The sequence below is a fragment of the Paraburkholderia sp. BR10872 genome, from assembly GCF_040965835.1.
GTDB lineage: Bacteria > Pseudomonadota > Gammaproteobacteria > Burkholderiales > Burkholderiaceae > Paraburkholderia > Paraburkholderia nodosa_A.
In genome coordinates this window covers 1-19553 of record NZ_JBFRCN010000094.1, presented here as the reverse complement: position 1 = coordinate 19553, position 19553 = coordinate 1, and the positions used below count along the sequence as shown (strand labels likewise).

General features: G+C 63.0%; 16 protein-coding genes, 1 pseudogene and 1 riboswitch. Of the genes and pseudogenes, 11 read left to right on the top strand and 6 right to left on the bottom strand.

What is annotated here, in order from left to right; all coding sequences use genetic code 11:
• Positions 1-247 (bottom strand): annotated as a pseudogene (locus AB4Y43_RS38830) (hypothetical protein); the annotation flags it as partial.
• Here AB4Y43_RS38830 and AB4Y43_RS38825 point away from each other — a divergent pair.
• Positions 199-417, top strand: coding sequence for a CoA transferase (locus AB4Y43_RS38825; RefSeq protein WP_368730156.1), 219 nt, complete (start codon positions 199-201; stop codon positions 415-417). The pseudogene AB4Y43_RS38830 and the gene AB4Y43_RS38825 overlap by 49 nt on opposite strands.
• Here AB4Y43_RS38825 and AB4Y43_RS38820 read toward each other — a convergent pair.
• Entirely contained in the window at positions 414-2525 is a 2112-nt protein-coding gene (locus AB4Y43_RS38820; RefSeq protein ID WP_368730155.1) for a putative bifunctional diguanylate cyclase/phosphodiesterase, read from the bottom strand. The two genes, AB4Y43_RS38825 and AB4Y43_RS38820, sit on opposite strands and share 4 nt — an antisense overlap.
• The gene (locus tag AB4Y43_RS38815; protein WP_368730154.1) at positions 2522-2911 is read right to left on the bottom strand and encodes a hypothetical protein; all 390 of its coding nucleotides are present in this window, start codon (positions 2909-2911) and stop codon (positions 2522-2524) included. The genes AB4Y43_RS38820 and AB4Y43_RS38815 overlap by 4 nt, the downstream gene beginning before the upstream one ends.
• A 364-nt stretch (positions 2912-3275) precedes the next feature.
• Between AB4Y43_RS38815 and AB4Y43_RS38810 the strand changes: the two genes are divergently transcribed.
• On the top strand, positions 3276-5123 hold the full coding sequence (locus tag AB4Y43_RS38810) for an acyl-CoA dehydrogenase (RefSeq protein WP_342950115.1): 1848 nt from the start codon (positions 3276-3278) through the stop codon (positions 5121-5123).
• A 117-nt stretch (positions 5124-5240) separates the two neighbouring features.
• On the opposite strand, the gene ugpB is transcribed toward AB4Y43_RS38810, so the two are convergent.
• The gene (gene ugpB, locus AB4Y43_RS38805) at positions 5241-6587 is read right to left on the bottom strand and encodes a sn-glycerol-3-phosphate ABC transporter substrate-binding protein UgpB (RefSeq protein WP_342950116.1); all 1347 of its coding nucleotides are present in this window, start codon (positions 6585-6587) and stop codon (positions 5241-5243) included.
• A 710-nt stretch (positions 6588-7297) separates the two neighbouring features.
• A riboswitch (yybP-ykoY riboswitch) is annotated at positions 7298-7401 on the top strand.
• A 177-nt stretch (positions 7402-7578) separates the two neighbouring features.
• Between ugpB and AB4Y43_RS38800 the strand changes: the two genes are divergently transcribed.
• Positions 7579-8577 (top strand): sodium:calcium antiporter, encoded by a 999-nt coding sequence (locus AB4Y43_RS38800; RefSeq protein WP_368730153.1) that lies wholly within the window; start codon positions 7579-7581, stop codon positions 8575-8577.
• A gap of 16 nt (positions 8578-8593) precedes the next feature.
• Here AB4Y43_RS38800 and AB4Y43_RS38795 read toward each other — a convergent pair whose 3' ends face one another.
• Positions 8594-9685 (bottom strand): HPP family protein, encoded by a 1092-nt coding sequence (locus AB4Y43_RS38795; RefSeq protein WP_368730152.1) that lies wholly within the window; start codon positions 9683-9685, stop codon positions 8594-8596.
• Between the two features lie 162 nt (positions 9686-9847).
• On the opposite strand from AB4Y43_RS38795, the gene AB4Y43_RS38790 reads away from it, so the two are divergent.
• The 3 genes from AB4Y43_RS38790 to AB4Y43_RS38780 are packed head-to-tail and all read left to right on the top strand — an operon-like array spanning position 9848 to position 12103.
• Positions 9848-10450: a TetR/AcrR family transcriptional regulator gene (locus AB4Y43_RS38790; protein ID WP_069266873.1), complete on the top strand. Its 603-nt coding sequence runs from the start codon at positions 9848-9850 to the stop codon at positions 10448-10450.
• Between the two features lie 45 nt (positions 10451-10495).
• Complete coding sequence (locus AB4Y43_RS38785) at positions 10496-11935, top strand: MFS transporter (RefSeq protein ID WP_368730151.1); 1440 nt, start codon at positions 10496-10498, stop codon at positions 11933-11935.
• Between the two features lie 24 nt (positions 11936-11959).
• Positions 11960-12103 (top strand): hypothetical protein, encoded by a 144-nt coding sequence (locus tag AB4Y43_RS38780; protein WP_368602030.1) that lies wholly within the window; start codon positions 11960-11962, stop codon positions 12101-12103.
• 70 nt (positions 12104-12173) lie between these two features.
• Here the strand turns inward: AB4Y43_RS38780 and AB4Y43_RS38775 are convergent, their stop codons facing one another.
• Entirely contained in the window at positions 12174-12365 is a 192-nt protein-coding gene (locus AB4Y43_RS38775; protein WP_368730150.1) for a helix-turn-helix domain-containing protein, read from the bottom strand.
• Between the two features lie 16 nt (positions 12366-12381).
• On the opposite strand from AB4Y43_RS38775, the gene AB4Y43_RS38770 reads away from it, so the two are divergent.
• The 5 genes from AB4Y43_RS38770 to AB4Y43_RS38750 form a co-directional block, all read left to right on the top strand.
• Entirely contained in the window at positions 12382-12684 is a 303-nt protein-coding gene (locus AB4Y43_RS38770) for a hypothetical protein (protein ID WP_368730149.1), read from the top strand.
• A gap of 2000 nt (positions 12685-14684) precedes the next feature.
• Positions 14685-16058, top strand: a complete 1374-nt coding sequence (locus tag AB4Y43_RS38765) for a replication initiation protein (protein ID WP_069266876.1) — start codon at positions 14685-14687, stop codon at positions 16056-16058.
• A gap of 970 nt (positions 16059-17028) precedes the next feature.
• Positions 17029-17721, top strand: a complete 693-nt coding sequence (gene parA / locus AB4Y43_RS38760) for a ParA family partition ATPase (protein WP_069266877.1) — start codon at positions 17029-17031, stop codon at positions 17719-17721.
• Positions 17711-18736, top strand: a complete 1026-nt coding sequence (locus AB4Y43_RS38755; RefSeq protein ID WP_368730148.1) for a ParB/RepB/Spo0J family partition protein — start codon at positions 17711-17713, stop codon at positions 18734-18736. The genes parA and AB4Y43_RS38755 overlap by 11 nt, the downstream gene beginning before the upstream one ends.
• A gap of 519 nt (positions 18737-19255) precedes the next feature.
• Positions 19256-19553 (top strand): pyridoxal-phosphate dependent enzyme (locus AB4Y43_RS38750; RefSeq protein WP_368730147.1); only part of this gene is annotated, 298 nt, incomplete at its 3' end.

Sequence of the window (19553 nt, the reverse complement as noted above, 5' to 3'; positions counted from 1 at the left end):
CATAGGCTTCGAGCGAGCCCGGCGAGCCGTCCTTCTCGATCAGGCGCACCGCGCCGCCACGACCCGCGCAATGCACGAGCGAGCGCAGCGCGCCGCGCTTCGTAGCCGCCTCGAACACGGCGTTCATGTCGTCGGCGCTCGTCACGTCGGCGGGCACGAAGCTCGCGCGCGCGCCGAGTTCATCGGCCACGGCCGCGCGTGCAGGAACGGATCGCCCACACGGTCGCCACGCGCACACGCGATGAATGGACCGCCGTGTTCGAAGGCAGCGACGCATGCGTCACGCCCGTGCTGGGTCTTGCGGAAGCGCCGCTCGATGCGCACAACACGGCGCGCGGCGCGTTCGCGCAGAGCGGCGGCGCATGGCAGCCGCAATGCGCGCCGCGCTTCGTGGACTACGGCGGCGAGAGCGCTTAACCTCGCACCGCGCCCAGCGCTGCTTCGTCGTCGGCGAGCAGCGACAGTTGCCCGCTCGCCACGATATGGCTGAGCGGCGCCGGGCGGCCGAGCAGATAGCCCTGCACTTCGTCGCAGCCTTCGTCGGCGAGCAGCGTAAGCTGCGCCTCGGTTTCGATGCCTTCGGCCAGCACCGGAATGCCGAGGCTCTTGCCGAGCGCGAGCACTGCGCGAATGATCGCGGTGGCCTGGCGGCTCGACTCGGCCTCGCTGATGAAAGACTGGTCGAGCTTGATCTTGTCGAACGGGAACGAGCGCAGCGTGTCGAGCGACGAGTAGCCGGTGCCGAAGTCGTCCAGCGCGATACTCACGCCGATCGCCTTGATTCGCTGCAGCACGTCGAGCGAGCGCTCGCGGTCCGCGAAAATGGTCGTCTCGGTCAGTTCCAGTTCCAGCCGCTCGGGCGCGAGGCCAGTCTCGACCAGAACGGTCTCGACGAGCTTCGGCAGGTCCGCGTGCGAGAACTGCACGGGCGAAAGATTCACCGCCACCTTGTACGGCGGCGACCACGAAACGGCGCGCGTGCAGGCCTCACGCAGCACCCAGGCGCCAATGCCGAGAATGAGGCCGTTCTCTTCGGCGAGCGGAATGAATTCGGCGGGCGAGATGAAGCCGAGCCGCGGATGCTCCCAGCGCAGCAGCGCTTCATAGCCGCAAATTTCGCCGCTCGCGATCGAGGTCTGCACCTGGTAGTGCACGCTCAGCTGCCCGCGTGCGAGCGCCTCGCGCAAGTCGTGCGTGAGCGAGCGGCGCGCCCGCGCGATCTCGTCCATCGCCGGCTCATAGAAGCACACCGACTGCGCCAGATCCGCCTTTGCGCGGTACATGGCGAGGTCGGCGTTGTTGATGAGCACGGTCTTGGTGGTGGCGTCGTCGGGATAGATGGCGACGCCAAGGCTCGCGCCCGAGAGCACTTCGGCGTCGTCGTAGCGCACCGGCCGGTACAGCGCGGTTTCGAGGCGCGAGAGCAGATCGCCGAGATCATCGCGCGAGGCGAAGCGCGTGAGCGCCACGAACTCGTCGCCGCCCACGCGCGCCACGAACTCGCCTTCGCGCATCAGGCTCGAAAGACGCCGCGCGAGAATGCGCAGCACTTCGTCGCCAGCGTGATGGCCGTGCAGGTCGTTGATTTCCTTGAAGCGGTTCAGGTCGATGCCGATAAGCGCGAGCTTGCGCGTGTCCTGCGTGCGTGCCAGTTCGGCGTCGATGCGTGCGTTGAAGCTCGCGCGATTGGGCAGGCCGGTGAGCATGTCGCTCATCGCCATCGTGCGCAGATGCTCGACGGATTCGGCGCGCACGCTGTCGTCGAGCAGAAAGCTCACGCAGCCTGCACCCGCGATCACGAGCGCCATGCACGCCACGGCGAGCGCGAGCGCGTGCAACGCGGCGGGATTCGAAAAGTGTCCGTCGAGCGGCATCGGCACCACCTGGAACGCGGACATGCCGGTGAAGTGCAGCGCGGCGATGGCGAGCGCGAGCACGCCCGCCACGAGGCGCGCGGACGCGTCGGCGCTCGCTCGCGCGCTGGCCGCGTTCTCCTGCGGGCGCCGAGCGGCCACGCCCGCGAGATGCAGCGCGAGCGCGCTGATTGCGACTGCAAACACGATCGACAAGGCGATCCCGACGCGATTCCAGATCACGATGCCTTCCACGCGATACGCGAGCATGCCTGCGTAATGCATGAGCGCGACCGCCAGCCCGACGATCGCACCGCCCAGCGCGGGCGCAGCACGCGTGAGACGGTTCGCGGCGTGGCTCGTGGCGAGCAGGAACCCCGCGAAACTACCCACGAGCGCGATGAGCAGCGACGTGATGGTCAGCACGGGGTCGAAGGCGATCGGCACGCCCGGTTCGAAGCCGAGCATGGCGACGAAGTGCGTGCACCAGATATCGGCGGCGGCGACGACGGCCGCGATGAACGACCAGCCCATGTGCTGCAGCGAACGCGTGGCGAACGCGCGCAGGACGAGCCGCGCCGTGACCCACGAGCCCGCGGCGCAGATCAGCAGCGCGACGACGACGAGCCACAGGTTGTGTTTGTAGACGATGCAGCCCGCCACGCTCATCATGGGAAGATCTCCTTGTTCACTACTCGTTCACCCGGACGTCGGACGAAGCCGCGTCCCTGTTCGCCCGCACGCGCGGCCTCCAGGCTGCCCGCCTGGTGTTCGGTGCGCGCACTCAGGTTCGCGTTGCCTTCCGCGATTTCGAGCGCGGCCTGCTCCACGTGCGCCGTGCTCCCGCTGACCTCCTGCATGGCGCGCGCCATCTGGGCGATCGCCCCCTTGAGCGCGACCGCCGTGGGCGCGCTGGCCGGAACGCCGTCCACCGCGAGGCACGAATACATGATCGCGTCGGCGGCGCGCGCGACGTCATCGAGCGCGCGAATGGCCACGCGCGGTTGCGAGCCGGACAGTCGAAGCGACTGCGCGCGACCCGGCGAATCTGCCAGCATGAACGACACTTGGATGAGGAAGAAAAGTTGCAGGTAGGCGTTAATGCGGCGGCAGCTGATGGACCTTGATGCGCCTGGTTGAATTCGGCTGCAAAAAGAGCCGCCGTAAAGGCATCGGCGCGACTCGTTGGCGGGCTCGACAGGAAAATCGGGACCGCGCACGAGTTTACGGCAGCAAATCAATAAACTTCAGGAAACCCTTTATGGGACAGGTATTTGCAAACGTTTGCAATGTTTTGGTCCCGTTTATTTGCCGCTTGCCGAACGAGCCCCGTTTATCGCTGGAGAAACTACCAATAGCACGACCGTTCTATTTTAGGTACGCTAGCAGCCTTCTCCTCTCAAGATGCGAGACCGTTCCGCCATGTCGCTGATCCTTTCCCGCCGCGATCTGAACTTCCTGCTCTACGAATGGCTCGATGTCGAAAGCCTCACGCGTATTCCGCGCTACGCCGATCACACGCGCGAGACCTTCGACGCCGCGCTCGACACCTGCGAGAAGATCGCCACTGACCTCTTCGCGCCGCACAACAAGAAGAACGATCAGTACGAACCGCACTTCGACGGCGAAACGGTCACGATCATCCCCGAGGTCAAGACGGCGTTGAAGGCGTTCAGCGACGCAGGCCTGATGGCCGCAGGTCAGGACTACGAATACGGCGGCATGCAGTTGCCGCTCGTCGTCGAGAAGGCAGGCTTCGCGTGGTTCAAGGGGGCGAACGTCGGCACGAGCGCCTATCCGTTCCTCACCATCGGCAACGCGAACCTGCTGCTCGCGCATGGCAGTGCAAAGCAGATCGACACCTTCGTGCGCCCCGAACTGGAAGGCCGCTATTTCGGCACGATGTGCCTTTCCGAGCCGCAAGCGGGTTCGTCGCTTTCGGATGTCGCCACGCGGGCCGACTTCGAATGCGACTCCCCGCTCGGCGCGCAATATCGTCTGCGCGGCAACAAGATGTGGATCTCGGGTGGCGAGCACGAGCTTGCCGAGAACATCGTGCACCTCGTGCTCGCCAAGATTCCCGATCCCGATGGCAAGCTCATTGCGGGTGTCAAAGGCATCTCGCTGTTCGTCGTGCCCAAGTACCTCGTGAACGAGGACGGCTCGCGCGGCGAGCGCAACGACGTCGTGCTCGCAGGCCTCAATCACAAGATGGGCTATCGCGGCACGACGAACTGCCTGCTGAATTTCGGCGAAGGCACGCAGCACACGCCGGGCGGCCGCGCGGGCGCGATCGGCTACCTCGTGGGCGAGCCGCATCACGGGCTCGCGTACATGTTCCACATGATGAACGAGGCGCGCATTGGCGTTGGGCTCGGCGCGACGATGCTCGGCTATACCGGCTATCTGCATGCGCTCGATTACGCGCGCAACCGTCCGCAAGGGCGTCCCGTGGGCGCGGCGGGCAAAGATCCGGCTTCGCCGCAGGTGACGCTCGTGGAGCACGCCGACGTGCGCCGCATGCTGCTCGCGCAAAAGAGCTACGTGGAAGGCGCGCTCGCACTCAACCTCTGGTGCGCCAAACTCGTGGACGAAGCGGGTGCCGCCAGCGGCGCGGCGCACGAGCCGCTCTCGCTGCTGCTGGACCTGCTCACCCCCATCGCGAAGAGCTGGCCTTCGCAATGGTGTCTCGCGGCCAACGACCTCGCCATCCAGGTGCACGGCGGCTATGGCTACACGCGCGAGTACAACGTCGAACAGTTCTATCGCGACAACCGTCTCAATCCGATCCACGAAGGCACGCATGGCATTCAGGGGCTCGACCTGCTCGGCCGCAAGGTCGTCATCAAGGACGGTGCGGCGCTCAAGGTCTTCGTGGCGCGCGTGCAGGCTACGCTCGAACGCGCACACGCTTCGGGCACGGCAGACGAGGCCGCCCACGCAAGCGCGCTCGCAGCCGCACTCGAGCGGCTCACGCAAGTCACGCGGCGGTTGTGGGCAGCCGGCGACCCGGCGGTGACGCTCGCCAATGCTTCGGTGTACCTGGAAGCGTTCGGCCACGTGGTCCTCGCCTGGGTGTGGCTCGAACAGGCGCTCGTGGCCGGCGCGGCGCTCGCCAAAACCGACGGCGAGGAGGCGGACTTCTATCGCGGCAAGCTCGCGGCGGCCGCTTACTTCTTCGCATGGGAGTTGCCGAAAACCGGCGCGCAGTTCGATCTGCTCACCTCGCTCGACCGCACCACGCTCGATATGCAGGACGCGTGGTTCTAAAGCCGCGATCACGGAGCGAAAGCCAGGCGCCCCAAAAGACCGGACTGGCGTCGGCCTTTTGGGGCGCTGCCCGATGCCTCACGCGAGGCATCGGTTCACTTCACGTGCGTCGGGCCGTCAGTTCGCGGCCTGCTGCTCGAAACGCCTGAGCAGATCGTTGCCGCGCGAGTTGGCCGAATCGAGCGCCTGTTGCGGCGTCTTGGCGCCCGTCCACACCTGTTCGAGTTCCTCGTCCACGATCGTGCGGATCTGCGGCATGTTGCCAAGACGCAGGCCCTTGGTCCACGGCAGCGGCGGCTTGTTGAGCATCTGCTTCGTGGCCGTGTCGGCGCCGGGATGCGACGCGTAGAAGCCTTGTTGCTGCGTGAGTTCGTACGCGGCCTTCGTCACCGGCAGATAGCCCGTGTCCTGATGCCACTTCGCGGCCACGGCCGGTGAGCTCAGGTACGCGAGGAACTTCGCCACGCCCTTGTAGACCTCGGGGTTCTTGCCGCCCAGCACCCACAGGCTCGCCCCGCCGATGATAGCGTTCTGCGGCGCGCCCTTCACGCTCGGATCGTACGGCATCATGCCGGTGCCGAACTTGAATTTCGCATACTGCTGCACGTTCGCCAGCGCACCCGACGAGCCCATCATGATGCCGCAGTCGCCGCTATAGAACTTCGCGGTGGCTTCATCCTTGCGGCCCACATAGGTGAAGGTGCCCTGCTTCGCCATGTTTTGCAGGAAGGCGATATGCGCGACCTGCAACGGCTTGTTGATTTCGAGTTGCGCGTCGAGGCCGTCAAAGCCGTTGTTGCGCGTCGCGATCGGTGCGCCTTGCCACGCGCTGTAGTTCTCTATCTGGATCCAGCCCTGCCAGCCCGTGGTAAAGCCGCAGTTCATGCCCGAGGCCTTCAGCTTCGCGGCGGCTTCGGCGACTTCGGGCCAGGTTTTCGGCGGCGCGTCGGGCAGGCCGGCCTTCCTGAAAGCGTCGCGATTGTAGTAGAGCACCGGCGTCGAGCTGTTGAACGGCATCGACACCAGATGGCCCGTCCTGGCATCGCTGTAATAGCTCGCGATGGTCGGCACGAAGGCCTTCTCGTCGAGCGGCACGCCGGCGGTCTTCATCACGTCGTACACGGGCAGCACGGCCTTCTTTGCGTTCATCATCGTGGCGGTGCCGACTTCGTACACCTGGAGGATGGCGGGCGCGTCGCCGCTGCGATAAGCCGCGATGCCGGCAGCGAGCGTCTGGTCGTAGGTGCCCTTGAAGACGGGCACGATCTTGTATTCGCTTTGCGACGCGTTGAATTGTTCGGCGATCGCGTTCACGCGTTCGCCGAGCTGGGACTCCATGGCATGCCAGAACTGGATTTCCGTGGCGGCATGCGCGGCTTGAGCGCCGCCCGCCAGCACCACGGCGGCGATCAGCGCGCGCAAGCGGCCGCGCGAACCTGCGCGTTGTATCTCGTGCTTTTTCATCTGGGTCTTCTTCCTGTTATTGGTCGTTGTCCCGGCGCATGCGCGCGATGAGGCGCGGCGCGGGACTTTGGTTCAGGACTTCGATTTTCGACTTTGATACATCGGACCGTCCGCCGGCGGTCGTTTGCACGCGTGCACGGCACCCTCGGCCCAAGGCAGGGCAAGGGTAGCACAGCGAATGGGACGCCCGTGTGATGGCTTGCCGCGCGGTGTCAATGGTCCGCGGGATCGTGGCAACAGACGCAGAACTTGTTGCCTTCGGGGTCGCGAAAGTACGCGCCGTAGTAGTTCGGGTGATAGTGCGGGCGCAGCCCGGGCGCGCCCTCGTCGGCACCTTGCCTCCTCAGCGGCGCGCGGGGCGGTGTCAGCCGCGCCGCTGCGCCATGAGCAGCACAGAAGCGGGCTTGCCGCTGCGCGGGTCGAGCGGCTCGCGCAGCGCACGCCAATCGAGACCGCTCACGTCGAGCAACGCGACCCAGCTTTCGAGCGCTCGCGGGCCACCAGAAGGCGTCGGGCAAGACGATCGACGCGGGCACGGGCGAGCTCGTCAACGCGGTCGCCTCGTTCGGCGACTTCGACAACGATGCGAGCAACGACAAGCAGGCGATGGTGATGGCCGCGCTGCGTCACAAGTTCGGGTTCGCTTCGCGCGAGGCACCGCGGCGGGCGCGCCGGAAATCGCTCGCCGCCATGAACTTCGGCTATAATCGCCCCCTGTCTTAGGGGAGTAGTCTGCAACGCCTGCTTCGGCGTTGCGCCGCCGTCAACATAATTGGTGCCCCTGCACCATGGCGCCGGCAGCCGTATTGCGGATCATTGCAGCGCATCGCTGCAATAGCGCGGCCTGACGAGACCTATGACGTTTTCCCTTTCACCCGGGCCGGGCGAAGGGAAGCGTCATGGTTTCGGTGCCCGGCTCGCACATCACGGCAAAAATAATGACTCGTCTCGCCCCGCTTCACCTCCTCATTTGCGCCACGGAGCGTTCGTCATGATCTTGACGTTCGCCTTGCTCATTGCCGCGGCCGGCATCATCTACCTGTCCTGCGAGACGTTCGTCAATAGCGTCGAGTGGCTCGGCCACAAGCTCAAGGTCACGCAAACCGCAACCGGCACGATCCTCGCCGCATTCGGCACGGCGCTGCCCGAGAGCGTGGTCACGCTCGTTGCCGTCGCTTTCGGCGGCGATCCCGCGCACAAGGAAATCGGCGTAGGCGCCGCGATTGGCGGCCCGCTCGCGCTCAGCACGATCGCCTATGCCGTCGTGGGCTTCGCGTTGCTAGCGACAGCAAAGCGCGTGGGCCGCGAGCGCGCGGCCACCGTCGACGTGAATACACGCCGTCTGCGCCGCGACCAGCTCTGGTTCCTCGCAATCTTCGTCGCGAAGATCGCGCTCGGGCTCGTGGTGTTCAGCTTCAAGCCGGTAGTGGGGATCGCGTTTCTCGCGGCCTACGCGTTCTACTGCTGGAAGGAGCTTTCCGCTGAAGATAGCGGCGAGGTGGAAGGCGATCTCGAGCCGCTGAAGCTGCGCCCGCACGACGACAATCCGGCCATGGTGTGGATTCTGCTGCAGACGCTGGGCGCGCTCGCCGTCATCTTCGCGGCCTCGCATCTGTTCGTGCAGCAGATCGGTGCGGTGGGACCGTGGCTCGGTCTAAGCCCGCAGTTGACCGCCGTGTTGTTCAGCCCGATCGCCACCGAGCTGCCCGAGATCATGAACGCGATCATCTGGGTGCGCCAGGGCAAGGAGCGGCTGGCGCTGGCGAACATCAGCGGCGCGATGATGATTCAGGCCACCATTCCCACGGCGTTCGGCCTCTTCTTCACGCCGTGGCATCTCGGCACGCCTTCGATTCTCGCGGCCGTGACGACCATGATCGCCATCCTGATCCTGCAATGGGCGTTTCGCGCGCCGAAGGTACGTAGCCGTCAGCTCACACATGTCGGCTGGCTCTATGCAGTGTTCGCGGTGTTGCTGTTCGTGGTGTGACGCGGCCAGACCAGGCTCAGGCTGCCTCGGCGGCGGCTTGGGCAACGCCCGCGTGGTGATGGAGCCAGCGGATCATGTCCGAATGCCTGACCACGCCAACCAGCCGACGCGCATCGTCCATCACTGGAATGTCGTGGTAGGCATGCTCGACAAAAATCGGCACCAGATGCGCGAGCGGCGTGGCCCGATGGACGGCGTGCACGCCGGCTGCCATCACGGCTTCGACCGTTTCTTCCACGCGCGCCGATTCGCGCTGCGCCGCGCGACGCAGCGTGTTCCTGAATCGCTTGAGGCCAGCCGCCGGCGCAAGGTCGCCGAGCGCGTGATGCGTGACGACGCCGACCACGCGATCCATCGCATCGACCACGGGGAGCGTCGAAGCACCGTGGCGGCGGAACATCTCGTGCGCCGCACGCGCGCCCATTGTTGCGGGCACGGCGGGACAGCCGATCGACATGATCTCCTCGCAAGTTAGTTGTTCGAACGATTTTTGCGGAAAATCCAGCGGCGCGAGTCGCTGTTGCGACAGCACGGCAAGCGGCGCGGCAGCGGCTTCCGGCGTGGGACGAAACGCAGCGCGCGGATAGCGGTGCCCGGTCAGCGCGTGGAAGGCCAGCGCCGCACTGAGCAACGCGAAGGACTGGAACGCAATAGGCGCGATCACGAAGTGAAAGCCGAGCGCGTGAACCGCGGGGCCGCCGAGCACGGCGGTCAGCGCGACCGCGCCTGAAGGCGGATGGACGCAGCGGCACAGGAACATCGCGCAGATCGCGAGCGCCACCGCCACGGAAGCCGCCGCGACCGGCGATGCGATCCATTGCGCGCACGCCACGCCCACCAGCGCAGAGACGAAGTTGCCGCCAAGAATCGACCACGGCTGCGCAAGCGGGCTGTCCGACGCGCCGAACAGCAGCACCGCGGAAGCGCCCATGGGCGCCACGAGCAGCGGGATGTCGCCCGCCGCGCCGAACGTCACGTGGGTTGCGAGTCCCGTGAACGCGATGCCGATCAACGCTCCGCCACAGCGTCGCCCCCGCTCGCGCCATTGCGGCGCAGCCGGGTTGGGCACGAAACTCGTGAACCATTCGATGAGCGCGGTGCGGGTCATAGCGGGGCTAGCTGGTCGGTATGTCGGCCAGATTACCGACGCGCGCCGAATATCAACAATTGATATTTCTGTGCGTACATATAATTCATCCTGTATGCATGTTTGGATTCGCCACGCACGTTTTTCTCGGCAATTCGGAATCGATTGGTCTAGAATGACGACATGAAATCCGATACACGTTCTGGCCCCGGCCGTCCACGCGAATTCGACGAGCAGGAAGCCGTGCAGAACGCGCTAGAGGTGTTCCGCGCGCGCGGCTATGCGGCAACGTCGCTGCCCGACCTGATCGAGGGTACGCAGCTCTCGCGCGGCAGCCTCTACAAGGCGTTCGGCGACAAGCACCAGCTCTTTCTCGCGGCGCTCGACTTCTATACCGAGCGCGGTATCGCGCGGCTTACGCGCAATCTGCGGCACGCGTCGGCGCGCACCGCGCTGCGCGAGGCGCTGCGTCACTACGTGCGCCTTTCCGTCGGCCTCGAAGGGCTTGCGGGCTGCCCGGTGACAGCCGCCGCCACCGAATGCCTGCCCTTCGATGCCGAAGTGAAAGCCCGCGTCACGGACATGTTCGCGCGCATGCAGGCGCTGCTCGCCGGCGCGATCCGGCGAGGCCAGGCAGCGGGCGAACTGGCCGCCGACCAGAATGCCGACGATCTCGCGCGCTTCCTGCTCTGCACGATCGAAGGTATGCGCGTGCTGGGCAAGACTGACGCCGGCGGGCACGCGATCGATGCAATTGCTGAAATCGCGCTGAGCGCCATCCGCTAGTTTTTTTGGCCAATTAGGAACCGATTAGTTCCATATGGAGGCTGCATGACGAATCTTTCGACTGTCGAAATGCCGTCCACGCGAGCGGGCGCACGCACCTGGTGGGCGTTGACCGTGCTGCTGATGGGCACGCTGTTGCCGCCGCTCGACTTCTTTATCGTCAACGTCGCGCTGCCGTCGATGCAGGCCGACCTGCATGCCAGCCCCGCTATCGCGCAGCTGGTGATTTCGGCCTATGCGGCGACCTACGCGATCTTTCTCATTACGGGCGGCCGGCTCGGCGACCTGTACGGACGGCGGCGCATCTTTCTCGTGGGCATCCTCGCGTTTGCGGCGGCTTCGGCCGTGTGCGGGTTCGCCAGTTCGCCCGCAGCGCTGGTGACGGGACGCATCCTTCAGGGCAGCGCCGCAGCCGTCATGGCGCCCCAGGCGCTTGCATCGATCCATGCGCTCTTTCCGGCGCATCAGAAGGGGCTTGCACTCAGCCTCTTTGGCGCGGCTTACGGGATCGCCGCGGTCGCCGGTCAGGCCCTCGGCGGCGTGCTCGTCTCGGCCAACGTATTCGGACTCGGCTGGCGCAGCATCTTCCTCATCAACCTGCCCGTCGTGATGGCGGCCGCGCCAGCGGCGTACTGGCTCGTGCGTGAAAGCCGCTCGGACCACCCCGCGAAGCTCGATCCCGGCGGCATGGTCCTGCTCGGCATCGCGCTGGCTGCGCTCGTCGTGCCGCTGATCGAAGGTCGCGAGCGCGGCTGGCCGGTCTGGACGTGGGCGTTGCTCATTGGCGCCGCGCCACTGTTCGCGATCTTCTGGCGCTACGAGGCGCGCGTCGCGAACGCCGGGCGCGACGCGCTCGTGCCGCCCGTCATCTTCGCCGCGCCCGGCCTCGTGCGCGGGCTCGTTGCCACGCTCTTCTTCTATTCGCTCGCACCGTTCTTCATGATGTTCGCGATTTACGTCCAGCGTGCGCTCGGGCTCGCGCCACTCGAAGTCGGATTGCGCATTCTGCCCTTGGGCGTCGGCTTTCTGGTCGGGCCGCTGCTCAATCCACTGATCGTGCGCCAGTTCGGGCATCGTGCGACGGCGGCCGGTATGGCAATCGAGGGCTGCGGTTTACTTTGGACTGCCATGCTTGTTCACGATGCTCAGCTCCACGCACTCAACGCGTCGCTCTTTCTGATCGGCTTCGGCCAGGGCGTGGCGCTGCCCGCGCTCGTCAGGCGCAATGTCGAATGCGTCGATCGACGCTGGTCCGGTCTTGCCGCCGGGCTCGTCAGCTCGGTTTTGCAGGTCAGTGCCGCGCTCGCCGTGGCGCTGCTCGGTGGCCTGTTTTTTGCACTTGCCGGGCCGGATGCGAGCAGCGCGCAGGTGGCTCGCGCGTTCGCAACAACCGTTGCGATTATCGGCATTCTGCTTTTCGTTGCAGCGTTGCTCGCCAGCGGGCGCAATATTCACGCGCCGCAATTGCGCAATCAGCACGTATAAGAATAAGTGCGCCCGACGCGCTGCATGAAACGATGGCCATGCGTCGGGCCGATCGAACTCGTCAACGAATACGGCCAGCACGCGGTGTGTGTGAAGGTAAGCGGTCGAGCCGCCCTGCTCGATGCGCCCGATGTAGACGGCCTGATCGTAGAACCGTTTGCTTTTTGAGTTAACAAACCCATGCGTCCGCGCCCGGATAGGTAACCGGTTCCCACAAACGGTTACCTGAGCGCGCGCATCAGTCGAACGTCGGCGAGGTCAGTTGATAGCCGTCGCGGCTGATGGTATCGATGCGCACTTCGATGCCTTCGCGCGCGAGCTTGCGCCGCTGCCGCGAGACGACGAGGTTGACGGTTGAAGCGTCGATGTGCTCTTTCTCGGGCCACGTGTAGCAATCATCTGGCCGCGCGGCGCCCAATAGCGTGTGCATACGCTCGTGCATTTCCATGAACGAGAACTGTAGCGAAAGCACGCGTCGGCGCCCGCGCGCAGCACCTTCGAGGTCCCAGCGCAAGACCGGTGGGCATCGCGCGGATATCGCCGACGAGCCAGCGCCAGTCCGGCGCGAACAGGCCGTAGAAGTTGTCGCGCTGGTCGGGGCGTCGGAAGCGCGCGTCGATGGCGCCGGCAAGGCGCGCGTCACTGAGTATTCGATGATGCCGAGCAGCGCCATGAACGCGAGCGAGAAGATCGCTGCGGAAACGGTGAACCAGCGGAACGTGGTCCTCTGCCAGTGGTCGGGCCAATGACCCGCACGTCCGGCACCGCCCGCGACGACGCCGGAACGAACAGGCCAGGCCCGAGCGCCAGCCAGGCAGGTTCATCGCGCGCCTCGCACACAGGGCCCGGCGTCGTGCAACGCCTGCAGTTGCGCGGTCGTGCATCGCGCGCACGGTGCTTTCTCGCTGACTGACGCGGCTACCCAACCATGGGCCATGAATGGTCGGCTCGACGACTCACTGGCGAACCCACGAACGCGGATGCGGCCGCCGCACCGCATCTGACTCAGCAGGCATGTCACAGGTACCCGTTCGTCAAACCGGCCCACGAGGTCACGCATGCCGGTCTGATACCGCAAATTACGGTACTCGAGGCGGTGCGTTACGACCCGAACTCGGACGACGACACCCGCCGATATCGAAGCCGCCCAGCAGCGTCTCGCCGACCGGTACCGCAGCGATTGCCTGCGGCGGCACACCGCGGCCGCGGTTACCTTTCCCGCGTATTCACACTGAGATCCGGCAGGCGCTCGGTGGGCCGTAGGTTACCGATAAATCTTGTGCAGTGCACCTTGTCCGGTTGGCGCCTGACTTTCCTTGATTGCTTTGGGTCGCGGCCCAAGTGGACCTTCGGTGACTCCCATGTTTGGTGACCTGAGGTGGGTAACCGGAAATGGGAGGAACGGTTCGTCCACAAGTGCGCATCTCCGGATCGCTGGTTCCCCTGACCTGGTTCAGCGGGCGTCCAAGGCTGGCAGGACGCTTTACGGTTCCGATCCAACTGGTGTCGTAGTGATTCAGCCGGTCCCATAGGCAGTTACCTTTGGACGAAGAACAGCACCATAGACGTAGACCATCCGGGTGTTTTCCTCGGTAAATCAATGATTTGATTCGATCTCTAAAAGTTTATTCTCAAGAAAAGGGGGCTTAGCTAATGCTCCAGGGTGCCCGCAAAGCGTTGGTAGACGGGCTAGGTAACCCGGAATGGGGTTACGGAGGTTGGTGACCACTTACATGCGATTAGGTCCCCGGTTTTGGGAGACGTCTTTCTCATCGAACGCGTGTTTCAGTGTTTACCTTTTACGCTTTAACAACTTTAGTAAACCTTTAGACGGCTCGAACCCTTACCAGGCAAGGCTTTGCGGCCGATTTGGTGGCGCGTTATGGGATTTGTGGTCCCGGGTATGGGAGTTCGGGGTTGTGGATATGGGACTTCGGTACCCGGGCATGGGGTTTACGGGTTGTGGATATGGGGAGAAGGTCGCCCGCTATGGGAAAAGGAGCGGTTTTGCCTTCAGGTCACTGTTTATGGGAGTCAGTGAAGGTCGCTGCTTATGGGATGCGAGGCTTTTCTTGAGGGTGTTCAAGAGGACCCGTCGCTTGAGTTCAGGTAACCGTCTTTGGGAATCGGTATGGGTAACCAGATATGGTGGCTTGTCGGGAGAGGAATTCCGGCGTTATCGTGCGCCGGATTGGCCACCCGCATGAATCCTTGGACGCGGAGAAGCTGGCTGGAGCCAGGTAACAGCCTATGGGATCAGGCGTGGGTCACCAGTTATGGGGGCAAGTGCTGATCCGCTGACCTCGAGCGCCGTATTTGGCCCCGCAAGGGTAGCCATTTGTGGGAGCCGGTTCAGGTCACCATTTATGGGCGTACTGGGCATGAAGACGCTTGGCCGAACTGCTCCGGGTGACAACCTGGATAGCAATGTGAAAAATCCCATGGACAGCTACCTATTGAGGCTAAATTCTCGGAGTGAGTACTCACATTTTGCATAAAGGTCACTGCCTATGGGATAGTTTTCAGGACGCGGCGACGCAAAGGTCACCATTTATGGGTCCGTGCGCGGGGCCTGTTCAGAGTGCCCAGGACGGGTTCCCGGTGGCCATCGAGGCAGAGAATCGCCGGCTGTCAATGCTCTTAGCCCTTGGGTGTCGTGCCGCGTCACGATTGCGTCTGTGGCCTTGAGTCACCTGATCGCTTGGTATACAGTTACCAACCGACCAGGTTCCCTTTCATCGTGGGTCATATGGCAAGAAAAAAGGCCGAAGCCGGCGACGCCGACAAGCAAGGTGCACTCGTATTCCAGCAAGGCCAGCCGCCTGATCTGTTCCGCAAGGCCGTTCCGGCGATTCATATCGCACCGAAGTCCGGATCGATCAGCCTGCAGCAGCGCAAGATGTTCAGCTCGCTGATCAAGAACGCCATTCGCCAGGATTCCCTCGACCGCGGCCGCTCCTCGTTCGAGATCACGATCTCCGCCCTCTCCCAGGACGTCGATCTGAACAGTAACAACACCGAGTACGTCAAAGAAACGATCAACTCGCTCATCAGCACGGTCGTCAACTGGGACTACCTCACGCAGGACAAACGCAGCATCTGGAAGGCGTCCGGCTTGCTCGCCGGCGCCGAACTCGAGCGATCGGTATTGCGCTACACCTTCTCCGAACAGATTCGCGGCGAACTGCTCAATCCTGAAATCTACGCGATGATCGATATGCGCATCACGCGTCAGTTCAGAAAGGCGCATTCGCTTGCGCTGTGGGAGAACGTCGTTCGCTACGAGGCCGTGGGTGTGACGGCGCGCTTTCCGCTCGCGACGCTGCGTGACCTGATCCTTGGGCAGGATACTTCGGCGCAATCGTACAAGCTCTACAAGCAGTTCAAGAGCCGTGTGCTGGTGCCCTGCATCAAGGAAGTCAATGAGATTTCGGATCACAATTTCGAGCTCATCGAGCACAAGGTGGGACGCTCGGTCGTCGCCCTGCAGTTCCGCGTGACCCGCAAGCCGGAGACCGATCCGTCCCAGGAGTTGCGTGCAAACGAAACACTGCTGATTGGCGAGATGTCGAAGTTCAGCATCCCGGTTTCCGAGGCGCGGCGCCTGCTCAAGCAGTACGGTGAGGACAAGATTCGCACGGCGGTGGCCTATACCGCGGCGCGGGTGGCGCAGAAAAATTCGGCGCCGCTCGCCAACGTTGCGGCGTATTTCCGCAAGGCGCTGACCGAGGGCTACGAGTTGCCCGGTGCGAATGCCGCCGCGCCCGCCACCGACGCTGGCCGCGCGCGCGAAAGTCAGGATCAGGTGAAGGACCGCTATATCGCTGCGAAGATCAATGAGGCGCGCGCCTACTTCAATGAACTTGAATACGACGACCAGACTGCGCTGATCAAGCGCTACAACGAGACGGTCGGTATGGACAAGCTCAAGGTGTCGACGGCGAAGGTGCCGAGCAAGATGGCATCGACGAACTTCTTCCGTTGGGTGGTTCTGGACACCTGGGGCCAACCGACTGCTGCGGATCTGCTTGAATTCCTGCTGAGCGGACAACAGGCGCCGGCCGGGGGCGAAGGCCTGCAGGCGGCGGAAATCGATCTCGCGCTGAAAGCTCGGGACGAGTGAAGGCGATGGATCTAACGGGACGGCGGCTTCGGCCGCCGTTTTTTTGTGCGATTCGCTGTGAGTACATGCGGATAGTGCGCAAGGAAATTAGCTAAATATAACGACGTAGAATTCGTAGCTAAATATATATTTCGAAGCTTCTGAGTGTTAGATCGACCGCTTTTTTTGGTGACGAGTCAGGCTTCGACTGTTTGAGTGCCTCGGACTGATGTTTATGCTCTGTCTCGGCGTACGCGGATGCCGATGGCGCTTGGTTGCTTCGTGTTGTTCGCGTTGATCTCCACGTGGAGAGTCGCTGCTTTAAACGAGCAAGAATGTGTGGATGCGGCGGCGAGATACACGCAATGGATGGAACTCGCTTACCGTCACTGCCCATCCCTTCATCCCGGGCAGTACCTGCTCACGCGTCATCATTCTCCCGAATGCTGATTGAGGACTCTCCACGTGGAGAATCGCTCAGAACACTTGCTGGCCGGATCGCTTCTGGACATCGCACTCACAGTACTGCGCTAATCGAGGTCAAGTCGATCACTCTCCACGTGGAGAATTGCTCGGTGCTCCTCGTCTCCCTCCGCGAAGATACCTATCGAGCACTCTCGCGCAACTCGAACTTTCCTCCCGCGTCACAAACGTAATGCACGGCTGTGCAAAGATCCAGTGTCTAATCGACCTGCGAGCAGACGACCTCCCCAACTTCGATGGGCGCATTCTGCGATCTCCACGTGGAGATCAGCGCCCGTCACTGTTGAAACATCGCGATCCCGTCAATCCACCCCGCCCACCAGCGCTCTCCATTGCATCCAATTCTTATCCGTTCAGCCAATTGGTTGTGAACTGACAACGTCCGGGGCGGAATTTCTAGAATTTACTTTAAGTTGCCAGTAGACTGTCGAAGAACTTGCTGGAGTCTCCACGTGGAGAGTGCACCTCGGAGACTCGCCCGCTGTTGAACAATTGCATGGAGAAACGAATGGGTCTCGTGATAGCCGTAGCGAACCAAAAAGGTGGGGTTGGCAAAACCACTACCAGCATGAATCTGGCTGGGGCATTTCAGGCTGAAGGCTATAAGGTCTATGTCGCCGATGCCGACGGTCAGCAATCTTGCATGAGTTGGTGTGCAGCGGCCGGTCCCGAAACGCCTCTACCGTTCCGCGTCGGCAGCATTCACAAGCTGGAGAAGATGATTGGGCCGGAAATCGCCGCACTGGCGAACGACTACGACGTCGTTATCGTCGACTGTCCGCCTAATATCAACGACCTGACTACCGCGCGAGTGCTTGCCGTAGCCGACGCAACTGTCATTCCGACGGACGCATCACCGATCGACATCTGGAGCAGCGAAGGGATGATGGAGTTGGTCGAGCGAACCCGCGTAGCCAATCCGGCCGGAAAATTCGCAATTTTGTTGAATAAATCTAATTCGAAGACGCTGCTGCATACGCAGATGAGCGCCATCCTCGCTGAGAGCAACGTCCGCGTATTTTCGGCAACCATCAAGCAGCGTGAGCTCTACCGTCAGGCGGCAGCGCTTGGCCGCACCGTCTTCGATGTGCGCGGCGTGCGCGGGGCGAAAGTCGCGAAGGACGAGATCAGCGCTGTCTACAACGAGATCATTGCGCTGGTTCAGGAAGAAGAAGAGGAGGAGGTCGTCAATGGCCGCTAAGCTGAATTTCACCAGCAAGGTCCGCGCAGGCATGGCCGCCGAGCGTGTTTCGGCTGGCGAGCGTCTCGCGGAAGCCGATGTCGTCAATATCGCGCAGCGCGACGCGGGTGTACCCAACGCCGTGGACACGCCCGCCGCTCCGCCTGCCGAAGTCGTCGAGGCACCGCTTTCGCTGCATGCGGTCCGCAAGATTTCGGTCGAAGATGTCGTCTCCAATCCCTACAATCCGCGCGCGTTCTACAGCGCCGAGACGATCGACGAGCTGGCAGAAAGCTTTGCGACGCAAGGGCAGATCACGCCGATCCTGGTCACCAGACTCGCGGCGTTTCCCGGTCAATATGTGATCGTCGACGGCGAGCGCCGTATTCGTGCTGCGCGTTCGCGCGGCGACAAGTTCATCGACGCCGATGTCCGCGAGGGCCTCGACAACCAGAACCTGTACCTGCGCGCCTATCACGCCAACAAGGAGCGCGAGGAGCAGACGGTATTCGACGACGCGCTCGCGTGGAAGAAGCTGCTCGATGATCGCGTCTACGTCGACCAGATCGAGTTGGGGGTAGCGGTCGGCGAAGATCCGAAGCACATCAGCAAGGTGATCGCACTCACGTCGCTGCCGCCTTATCTGCTGCAAAGAATGGCGCAGCATCGCAAGGACGTCGGACTCGGACACGCCTACAACATCAAGCTGATCTTCGACCGGGCGGGCGCAACCGTTGCCGAGCATTGGCTTGCGCAGGTGGTCGAAGGGAAGGCGAGCGTGCGCAAGCTCGAGGCGGCGGCCTCGGCTGAAGCGGGTGCGCGCAGCGTCGGGCCGCGTCGTACGCATTACCAGTCCCGCGTCCAGTTCAATCGACCGGACGGCGTCGCGCTGGGCGAACTGAAGCTGTTCGGCGACGGGCGCGCGGAGCTAAGCCTGAACGGCATCGCGCCTTCCGATCAGCAACGTCTTGCCGAGCGCGTGAAGGCAGTCATCGAGCAGTGGGCTTCGGAAATGGATACGACCGGGGCGACCTGAGCGTCGCGAGTAGCGGCTAACGGTGGCAGGGGAGGGCGTCGTCAGGCGCCCTTTTTTCGTTGTAGAGGCGACGCGGGCTATGCGCCAGTCAACACCGGGGTCGAATCCGTGAAACAGGCGCGAAAAAATACCGGATCAGGCTTACTTATTTAAAATCAATGGCTTAGACTGGGTTTTCTAGAATGTTTCACGAAACTTGTTAGCTTGGATCGGGCTAAATCACGTTTTTTGCGTCTCTCGCCACGAAGATACCCGCTGCAAGCGAAAAACGTAGCAAATAAGACGTAATTTGTAGTGCATTACAATCAACAAGATTGTGAGCAATTGACAAGGCTCGCCCCTCAGGTCATCCTACAGAGATGAACTGCCGCCTTTTCACGATTGCGCTGATTATTAGCACCATTCAACGAATGGTGGGTTAGCGTACGTCTGGCAGCAGTGACAACAACAACCCGCCCCACGAGGCGGGTTTTTTGTTTCCGCCTCCTGGCCAAAACGAAAGTGAAGACAGGAGCCGTCATGCAGGTGCATCAAAGCCGCCCCACCGCCGAAGCCACTGAAGTCGTCAAAGCTACGGACTCCGCTCAGTCCCGACGCGACGAAAACGACTATCTCCGCAAGATTCTCACAGCGCGTGTCTACGACGCCGCCCGCGAAACCGAACTCGAGCGCGCCCCGAACCTCTCGGCGCGTCTGCGCAACGCCGTGTTCCTCAAGCGCGAGGACAACCAGCCGGTGTTCTCCTTCAAGCTGCGCGGCGCCTACAACAAGATGGCGCATCTCTCGCCCGCGCAGCTCGAGCGCGGCGTGATCACCG

Excerpts from the sequence above, each read along its gene's own strand:
- AB4Y43_RS38820 (WP_368730155.1), bottom strand. The coding sequence starts at position 2,525 with ATGATGAGCGTGGCGGGCTGCATCGTCTACAAACACAACCTGTGGCTC.
- AB4Y43_RS38815 (WP_368730154.1), bottom strand. The coding sequence starts at position 2,911 with ATGCTGGCAGATTCGCCGGGTCGCGCGCAGTCGCTTCGACTGTCCGGC.
- AB4Y43_RS38810 (WP_342950115.1), top strand. The coding sequence starts at position 3,276 with ATGTCGCTGATCCTTTCCCGCCGCGATCTGAACTTCCTGCTCTACGAA.
- ugpB (WP_342950116.1), bottom strand. The coding sequence starts at position 6,587 with ATGAAAAAGCACGAGATACAACGCGCAGGTTCGCGCGGCCGCTTGCGC.
- AB4Y43_RS38800 (WP_368730153.1), top strand. The coding sequence starts at position 7,579 with ATGATCTTGACGTTCGCCTTGCTCATTGCCGCGGCCGGCATCATCTAC.
- AB4Y43_RS38795 (WP_368730152.1), bottom strand. The coding sequence starts at position 9,685 with ATGACCCGCACCGCGCTCATCGAATGGTTCACGAGTTTCGTGCCCAAC.
- AB4Y43_RS38790 (WP_069266873.1), top strand. The coding sequence starts at position 9,848 with ATGAAATCCGATACACGTTCTGGCCCCGGCCGTCCACGCGAATTCGAC.
- AB4Y43_RS38785 (WP_368730151.1), top strand. The coding sequence starts at position 10,496 with ATGACGAATCTTTCGACTGTCGAAATGCCGTCCACGCGAGCGGGCGCA.
- AB4Y43_RS38780 (WP_368602030.1), top strand. The coding sequence starts at position 11,960 with ATGAAACGATGGCCATGCGTCGGGCCGATCGAACTCGTCAACGAATAC.
- AB4Y43_RS38775 (WP_368730150.1), bottom strand. The coding sequence starts at position 12,365 with ATGCACACGCTATTGGGCGCCGCGCGGCCAGATGATTGCTACACGTGG.
- AB4Y43_RS38770 (WP_368730149.1), top strand. The coding sequence starts at position 12,382 with ATGAACGAGAACTGTAGCGAAAGCACGCGTCGGCGCCCGCGCGCAGCA.
- AB4Y43_RS38765 (WP_069266876.1), top strand. The coding sequence starts at position 14,685 with ATGGCAAGAAAAAAGGCCGAAGCCGGCGACGCCGACAAGCAAGGTGCA.
- parA (WP_069266877.1), top strand. The coding sequence starts at position 17,029 with ATGGGTCTCGTGATAGCCGTAGCGAACCAAAAAGGTGGGGTTGGCAAA.
- AB4Y43_RS38755 (WP_368730148.1), top strand. The coding sequence starts at position 17,711 with ATGGCCGCTAAGCTGAATTTCACCAGCAAGGTCCGCGCAGGCATGGCC.